The sequence below is a fragment of the Amycolatopsis sp. genome (assembly GCF_036008905.1).
In the GTDB taxonomy this organism is placed as follows: Bacteria; Actinomycetota; Actinomycetes; order Mycobacteriales; family Pseudonocardiaceae; genus Amycolatopsis.
The window spans coordinates 1-3,600 of the sequence record NZ_DASYMU010000157.1 but is presented as its reverse complement, the minus strand read 5'-3'; the positions used below and the strand labels follow the sequence as shown (position 1 = coordinate 3,600).

The 3,600-nt window shown below is 65.8% G+C and carries 3 protein-coding genes and 1 pseudogene; 1 reads left to right on the top strand and 3 read right to left on the bottom strand.

Annotated features, from left to right (window positions below):
• Positions 1 to 414: pseudogene (locus VGP60_RS27530) on the bottom strand (glutamine synthetase); the annotation flags it as partial.
• A gap of 318 nt (positions 415 to 732) precedes the next feature.
• The gene (locus VGP60_RS27525) at positions 733 to 2,019 is read right to left on the bottom strand and encodes an aromatic acid/H+ symport family MFS transporter (protein ID WP_327551017.1); all 1,287 of its coding nucleotides are present in this window, start codon (positions 2,017 to 2,019) and stop codon (positions 733 to 735) included.
• Positions 2,020 to 2,229: 210 nt separating this feature from the next.
• Here VGP60_RS27525 and VGP60_RS27520 point away from each other — a divergent pair, with 210 nt between their 5' ends.
• Positions 2,230 to 2,502, top strand: a complete 273-nt coding sequence (locus VGP60_RS27520) for an FAD-dependent monooxygenase (protein WP_327551016.1) — start codon at positions 2,230 to 2,232, stop codon at positions 2,500 to 2,502.
• 216 nt (positions 2,503 to 2,718) lie between these two features.
• Here the strand turns inward: VGP60_RS27520 and VGP60_RS27515 are convergent, their stop codons facing one another.
• Complete coding sequence (locus tag VGP60_RS27515) at positions 2,719 to 3,534, bottom strand: methyltransferase domain-containing protein (protein ID WP_327551015.1); 816 nt, start codon at positions 3,532 to 3,534, stop codon at positions 2,719 to 2,721.
• Positions 3,535 to 3,600: the final 66 nt, after the last annotated feature.

Below are 3,600 nucleotides of genomic sequence, written 5' to 3'. Positions count from 1 at the left end.
CGCGGTCAGCCCTCGTCCGGCCAGTTCCGCCTGCGTCCGGCGAAGGAGACCACGGGTACAGACCGGGGCCGGATCGCCGTCCTGGTCGAACATCTCGGCCGGTGCCCACGCGAGCCCGTCGCCGAGCACGTGCAGTGCGGCGAGATCCGCTCGCAGCCGCAGGTCCCCGACCACGCCGAACCCTGGTCGGAACGCGATGGCGTTGTCGATGCAGAACACGTTCCAGCTCGGCGACGCGCCCACACCGGCGACATGGAATGCCCGAGCGCGGGCGGTCGGGACATGTTTCGCCCTGATCACGCCGGCGGGGTCGACGACCGTCCCGGACAGTAGCCGGATCTCACTCTCTGCGAGACCTGCCGCCGCGGCAGCCAACTCCGCCTCGTCGAGGACCGGCATCGGGTAGTTGAGCACCCTTGCACTCCTGATGATCGACGCGGGTCGGCGGGAGAGGAGGCGTTCGAGTCTGGATCTGCGCGGTGCCCACCCGCGGAGGAAGGGACATCGGGTGAGCCCGCCGGTACGCGGGCACGGGCGTCGTCGCCGAGGTCGTCGAGCAGGGCGGGTGTAGGTCGTTGATCTCGCTGGGCGCTCGGCGCGTCCGGCTTCTTCGTCATCGAAGTACCTGGGTCGCTGCAGGATCGGGTGCGCGCCGGATGGCGGATCCTGCAGATCTGTCCGTGACGGGTGTGGATGGTGTCCGGTGCGGCCATGGCGGCCGACTCTGCACTCTCAGTGGGCACGCGGAGCTTCTGTAGTGCCGAGGTCGGCGTCGGCCACCGCCCGCATATGCGGTGAACGGACCACAGCGACGGCGACGGCCCCGATCGCCGCCACGATGGCGAACGCGAAGAAGCCCCAGGGGTAGGCGATTCCCAGGGTGAGGAACCAGCCGCCGAGCAGCGGCCCGCAGATCGCTCCGATACGACCGACACCGGCAACCGCGCCGAGGGCGGTGGCGCGCCCAGTGGGCGGATAGGCCCGGCTCGTGTAGGCGTAGACGAGGACCTGCGAGCTGAACACGAAGATTCCAGCCAGAAGAACGCTGACGTAGACGCCGATACCCGGCAGCTTGATGCTCAGCAGAGCCAGGAACAACGCAGACAACGCGAACCAGGCGATCACCGAAGGCCGTACACCGATACGGTCGGCAACCATTCCGGCGATCAGCAGACCGATCACGGCTCCGACGTTGAGGATCAACAGCAGGGTGAGTGCTGCGCCCAGCGCGTAACCCGCCTGGCGCATGATCTGCGGCAGCCACGTGTTCAGCCCGTACACCAGCACGAGACCCATGAACGACGTGATCCACAAGGCCACGGTGGAGCGGGTCATGCCGTTGCGGAAGAGGGCAGCGATAGCGCGTGTGCTCGATCCGTGAGGGGCCTGATCGGGGGCGGGGGCCCCGGCGGCGCGCAGGAACGACGGCGATTCCGGAAGGTACTTCAACATCAGCGGTACCAGTACCACCGCCGGCAACGCACCGATGACGAACATTCCGCGCCAGCCGAAGCCAGGGATCACCAGGATGCCGAGTAACGCAGTCAGCACGGCGCCGACGTGGTATCCGGTCATCAGCGTGGTTGTTGCCCGCCCGGCCCGTTCCTTGTGGGCCAGCTCGGTGATCAGCGCGATCGCCGTCGGGAGGCACCCACCCAGACCCAGCCCGGCCAGGAAGCGGAACAGCCCCAGGACCCAGGCATTGGGAGAGAAGGAGCACAACAGGGTGAACAGCGAGAACGCCGAGACAGCGATGATCAACGCCTTGCGGCGGCCGATCACGTCGGTGATCATTCCGATCGTGATGGCTCCGATGGTCATTCCGACGAGGCCGATCGTCGCGACGAGGGAACCCGTCGCCGGGGTCAGACCCCATGCCTTGTCATCCAGTAGCGGAGGCAGGACGACACCGAACACAACAAGGTCAAATCCATCGAGCAGGATGGCCATCCAACACAATGGCATCACCCACGCGGTGTAGGCCGTCCGATCGGTTCCGCTGCGTTCGACGCCGCCCATCCCTGCCTCCTCACAGAGTTCCGCACAGAGTCGCATGTCGGCGGAGTTTCCGCGCGCCTCCGTAGATGCCTCTCGGTGAGCGGAAGAAGGTCGACCGTGGGCGTTCCAGCGCTGAGGGTGGCGCACCGGAAGCGGCGTGACACGGCCTCGAACGGGAGATGTCCATGCGTACCGAGGTGGCGATCGCCCGGAGCGGGTCCGGCAGGACCGATGTTGTCTCATCTGTTGCACCAGCGCGGCGTCGAGTCGGTCGTGATCGACCTGCGGGCGCGGGAGGACATCGAGGAGACGATCAAGGCAGGAGTGCTCGAGCAGGGCACCGTGGACCTCATGACCCAGACCGGGGTCGGCGACCGGCTGCACCGCGACGGATTCGTCCACCACGGCTTCAACCTGGCCTTCTCCGGAGAACACTCCTCCGCCAGTATCCCTTCGCCTGGTTCGGCATTCTCGCCGAGGCGCCGCCATCCTCGGACGAGCTGATCTATGCTCATTCCGACCGATTCAGGCGATCGAGCTCGACGCCCGCCGCCCACTTCCGGTGGGGTGCGGCGGACGGTCCGGGACCGAGCCGATTCGCTCCGTGCGGCGATGGAACCGCAAGCCGGCGTGGCTGCATCTCACGTAACGACTGACGCCATGACGCCGCTGCGTGAGGACGGAGGCGACTGATGACGCCTGTGTTGCCTCGACTCACAGCTACACCCTTCCCGCCGTGATCATCTCTACCATGCAGAAGTAGAAGTTCTCGTCGTCCAGGATCCCGGACGCCGGGTCGAACGTGGCCTCCCACCGCTTCCGGTCGTCCTCGGACAGGTACGGCTCCGCCGTAGTTCCCAGCCATGTCGCGTTCTTCGTCAGATACCGCTTCTCCGCGTTCCTGAGTGGAGAGGTCATCTGGATCACGTACGGTCGCGTCGTCACGTCCTGGAATCCTGCAGACCGGAAGGCCCCGTGCATCTTCTGGCCGATAAAGTTGTCGAACGGTGGCTCCGGCGGGTTCTCCTTCAACGCCCTTGCGGCCGCTTCCATCACCTTCGCCGCCAAGTGCTCCTCGACCGGGTGGAAGATCACTGCCCCTCCATCGAAGTCCTTCGAGAACACGCGCCCCCGGGAAACACGCATCGCCTCCCCCAGGACCACGGACAGGTCAGTGGCGTAGCAGCAGCAGTTCCCAAGGAAGACGGCGTCGAAAACGTTGTCATCGAACGACGTCGCCTCAAAATCACCCACCTCGAAATTCATATTTTCGTGTAGGGGGTGATCGGCGAGGCGTGAGACGGCATAGCCGATCAGCTCTCTAGAAAGATCGAACCCGGTGACGCGCCCACCAGGCGCGACCTTCTCGGCGAACATCGGCGCCCACAGGCCGGGTCCACAGCCCAGGTCGAGTACAGCGTCCCCCGGCTTCAACCCGAGGTCGTCGACCATCCGCCGCCTGTCGAAGTACTTCGCCTCATGGTGGTCCAAGAGCCATCCGAGGGAAGAGAGCTGAAGATCATCGCTCGTGGCCATTGCGCGCCTCGCTAGTGGTCGTCGACCGGGCCGCCGAGTGAAGGTCCGGCTTCGCGGATTCGTCGT

What these genes read in the sequence shown, in the direction of transcription:
- VGP60_RS27525 (WP_327551017.1), bottom strand. Translation starts at nt 2,019, where the DNA reads ATGGGCGGCGTCGAACGCAGCGGAACCGATCGGACGGCCTACACCGCG.
- VGP60_RS27520 (WP_327551016.1), top strand. Translation starts at nt 2,230, where the DNA reads ATGTTGTCTCATCTGTTGCACCAGCGCGGCGTCGAGTCGGTCGTGATC.
- VGP60_RS27515 (WP_327551015.1), bottom strand. Translation starts at nt 3,534, where the DNA reads ATGGCCACGAGCGATGATCTTCAGCTCTCTTCCCTCGGATGGCTCTTG.